Genomic DNA, 3,819 nt, shown 5'->3' with positions numbered 1-3,819 from the left:
GCCGCTTTCCTTCCCTCCCAGAACCGCCTGATCCCACCGGCGCCGTGACGGCGTTGGTTTCCGCACGTCCTGCGTTCAGGAGCGCGCGTATTCGCGCGTCCTGACCGCAACCGGACGTCGATCAGCGCTCTATCCCCGGATTTCCGGGGCGGGAAGGATTCCATTATCATGCGTACATATCTGATCGCGGGTGCGTTGGCGCTCGCCTCCTGCGTCGTCGTGACCGGTGCCTTTGTGTCACCGACATTCGCGGCAGCGACGGATTATCGTTTCGAGGCTGCCGGCAAGCAGGCACATCTGAGCGGTGACAAGGCTGTCATGATCGTGCGGCTTGTGCATGTGCCCGACGGCAAGCCGGTCATGGACGCCGTCATCTTCGAGAGCAAGGCCGACATGAGCCCCATGGGCATGGCGACGATGACCTCGCCCACGACCATCGAGCCGGCGTCAGGCGATGGGCTCTATCGTATCGACCTCGATGCCGGTGCTCCCGGCCCGTGGGCGATCACGCTCGCGGCCAAGGTGCAGGGTGAAACCGAGACGGTGCGCGGTTCCGTTGTTGTCACGCTGGAGAAATAGCATGGCAACCCGGCGGAACCGTGACGCGGCGGGGCGCCTGCTCCTGGCTGCGGCTGCTCTTATCGTTTCATCCGGGGCTGCTCGTGCGGCTGAAGGGCCGCCGGGTGCCACCGTAGAGAGCCTGCTCGCGCTCGGCGAGCGCCTGAACCCCGCGGTGCGGGCCGCCGGACTCGATACGACCGCCGCTGCGGCCCAGGCGGAAGCGGCCGGTGCGCTGGACGATCCGGTGCTGACGGAGAATTACCAGAATTATCACTCCGGCGGCCTGTTCAGCATGAACTTCATCACGATCTCGCAAACTTTCCCGCTCTGGGGAAAGCGGGATCTGCGTCATCGTGCGGCGCTGTCCGAGGTGGACGCGGCGCGCGGCCGGGAGCGGGCCGCCCAGGACGAACTCGACGCGCAGATCAAAATTGCCTTCGCGCGCTATTACGCTTTTACCCGCGCGCTGGTGGTCAACCGGCAGATCCAGACGCTCGCCCGCAAGATGCGGCAGGCGACCATGGTGCGCTACGGCCAGGGCGACGGTGCCCAATCGGGCGTGATCCAGGCCCAGGAGGAGGAGACGAACACCGTCATCGAGGCGAGCCGGCTGGAGGCCGAGCGAGAGTCCGCCGCCGCCCAACTGAATGCGCTGCTGGCCCGCCCCCCGGGCGCCCCATTGGCCGAGCCCATGCGGCTACGTCCGATCCCAGCGGTTCTGCCGCGCGTGGAGAGCTTGCTCGACCGGGCGCGCAGCGGGAATGGCGCCGTCCATGCGAACAGCGCGGCAATCGACGAGGCGGAAAGCCGGAGACGGCTGGCCGAGCGGGCCTGGTATCCCGATGTGACGGTCGGCGGCGGCCCGGTCGTGCAGACCAATGCCCCGACGGGGTTCAGCGCCATGGTCTCGCTGAGCATCCCCGTGCAGTTCGGTGCCAAGCGCGCCGACGAAGACGCGCAGACCGCGCGCCTTGATGCCGCCGAGCGCCGTCGCGACGGAACGATGGCGACCATCCAGGCAGCCTTGGCCGAAGCCTTGGCCCGCCTCAAGGCGGCGCGCGATGTGGAGAGCCTCCTCCGTCGCCAGCGTATGCCGCAGGCGGACGCGCTCTCGCGGACGACGCTGGCCAGCTACAGCCAGGGGCATGGCGATCTCGCGGCAGCGATCGCGGCGGAACATCAGATGCACGACACCGAGCTGGAGCTTCTCCGGACCGAGACCGACGAACAGACGGAACTGGCCACCATCGAGCGCCTGATCGGGGGTGATCTGTGAAGGTGCGTCTTCTGTCCCTGGTCCTGGCGTTGCTCCCGCTTTCGACCGCTACGCCAGGACCGGCGACGGCGACTGACCGAACGCCACTCTATTACCAGGATCCGGACGGCAAGCCCGCCTATTCCGCCAATCCGAAGAAGACGTCGGAGGGTCGGGATTATGTTCCGGTCTATGCTGACGGGTCACAGGGGTCTGGTGCCGCGTCCTCGCGATCCTCCGGTCCCTCGGCCCGGTCGGCGGATCGTGGCCGGGTGCTATTTTATCGCAATCCCATGGGGCTGCCCGACACTTCGCCGGTGCCGAAGAAAGATGCCATGGGGATGGCGTACCTCCCTGTCTATGAGAACGAGATCCGGGATGCGGGAACGGTTTTTGTGCCGCCCGGTCGTTTGCAGATCCTCGGCGTGCGGACTTCCGTTGCCGCAGTGCAGCCGGTGCTGAACCGCAGCGTGCATGCCACCGGCATTGCCCAGTTCGATGAACGGCGCATCGCCTTGGTGACAAGCAGGGTCGGCGGCTGGGTCGAGCATCTCGATATCGCTGCCACAGGCGATCCTGTCTGGCGTGGCCAGGTCATGGCCGAAATCTACGCGCCGGATCTGGTTGCATCCGAGCAGGAATATCTGATTGCCACCAGTTTGGACCCGGCTATGGCAACGGCCGCGCTGGAGCGCCTGCGCTCTCTTGGGGCGCCTGAGACCGAAATCGCGCGGCTGCGACGCACCCGGCATGCCGTGCGGCACATCCCGGTCGTTGCGCCGGCGGACGGGGTCGTGACCGAAAAGATGGCGGTGGAGGGCGCGCGCGTCGGGCCGGATCAACCGCTGTACCGGACGGCGGCGACCGCACCGATCTGGCTGATTGCCGAAGTGCAGGAGCAGGATCTGGGCGCGGTGCGGGTCGGTCAGCAGGCGCACGCCAGCCTTGTCGCCTTTCCCGGTCGTCGCTTCGACGGAACCGTCGATTTCCTCTATCCGAGCGTCTCCACCGAGACGCGAACCGGACGTATCCGGATCGTGTTGCCGAATGCGGATAGTGTGCTGCGGGCAGGCATGTATGCCGATATCGCGATCGATGTCCCTGCGTCCATGGCGGGGCCGGTGCTGGTCGTGCCGTCCTCGTCGGTTATCGACAGCGGCACCCGTCAGGTTGTGCTGGTCGAAACGGGGGAGGGCCGTTTTGCACCCCGTTCGGTGCGCGTCGGCGCGCGTGGCAATGACGAGGCTCAGATCCTGGATGGCCTGAAGGCGGGGGAAAGCGTGGTGGTCGGCGCCAACTTTCTGATCGATTCCGAAAGTAATCTGCGCGCCGCCCTACAGGCCTTTACCGTGCCGGACAGCAAGCCTGCCCGGGCAGGGAGTGCCGGTCGATGATTGCCAGAATCATTGCGGTGTCGGCGCGTAACCCGCTGCTGGTGATACTGGGAACGTTGTTCCTCGTGGGGGCTGGTGTCTGGGCGGTGATGAACACGCCGCTCGATGCCATTCCCGATCTCTCGGACACGCAGGTGATCGTCTATACCGACTATCCCGGCCAGGCGCCGCAGGTCGTCGAGGATCAGGTCACCTATCCCTTGACCACGGCGTTGCTGGCGGTGCCGCATTCGAAAGTGGTGCGCGGTTTTTCGACGTTCGGCACGTCGTTCGTCTACGTCGTCTTCGACGACGGTACCGATCTCTACTGGGCGCGTTCGCGCGTGCTGGAATATCTCAATTTCGCGCAGAAGCGCCTGCCCGCGGGTGTCACGCCGTCGCTGGGGCCGGATGCAACCGGTGTCGGCTGGGTCTACGAATATGTCGTCCAGGGTAAACAGCGCACGCTGGCGGAATTGCGCAGCCTGCAGGATTGGGTGATCCGCTTTCAATTGACCAAGGCGTCCGGCGTCGCCGAGGTGGCCGCCATTGGCGGGTTCGAACGGCAATATCAGATCGTCGTCGATCCCCGGAAGCTCCAGGCCTACGGTATCCCGCTGTCGCGCGTGG

4 protein-coding genes are annotated in these 3,819 nt (G+C 65.9%); all 4 read left to right on the top strand.

Annotation, left to right across the window (positions count from 1 at the left end; genetic code table 11):
• Positions 1 to 168 precede the first annotated feature (168 nt).
• On the top strand, positions 169 to 579 hold the full coding sequence (locus tag P792_RS34125; protein WP_010667677.1) for a FixH family protein: 411 nt from the start codon (positions 169 to 171) through the stop codon (positions 577 to 579).
• Position 580: 1 nt separating this feature from the next.
• Positions 581 to 1,837, top strand: a complete 1,257-nt coding sequence (locus P792_RS34120) for a TolC family protein (protein WP_010667678.1) — start codon at positions 581 to 583, stop codon at positions 1,835 to 1,837.
• A gap of 2 nt (positions 1,838 to 1,839) precedes the next feature.
• Positions 1,840 to 3,210, top strand: coding sequence for an efflux RND transporter periplasmic adaptor subunit (locus tag P792_RS34115; RefSeq protein WP_231367964.1), 1,371 nt, complete (start codon positions 1,840 to 1,842; stop codon positions 3,208 to 3,210).
• Positions 3,207 to 3,819 (top strand): efflux RND transporter permease subunit (locus tag P792_RS39345; RefSeq protein WP_035440838.1); only part of this gene is annotated, 613 nt, incomplete at its 3' end. The genes P792_RS34115 and P792_RS39345, both read left to right, overlap by 4 nt.

It is taken from the genome of Asaia sp. SF2.1 (assembly GCF_000505765.1).
Taxonomy (GTDB): Bacteria; Pseudomonadota; Alphaproteobacteria; order Acetobacterales; family Acetobacteraceae; genus Asaia; species Asaia bogorensis.
Note: the sequence above shows the minus strand (reverse complement) of the source record. Positions and strands in the feature narration are given on the sequence as shown.

Excerpts from the sequence above, each read along its gene's own strand:
- P792_RS34125 (WP_010667677.1), top strand. The coding sequence starts at position 169 with ATGCGTACATATCTGATCGCGGGTGCGTTGGCGCTCGCCTCCTGCGTC.
- P792_RS34120 (WP_010667678.1), top strand. The coding sequence starts at position 581 with ATGGCAACCCGGCGGAACCGTGACGCGGCGGGGCGCCTGCTCCTGGCT.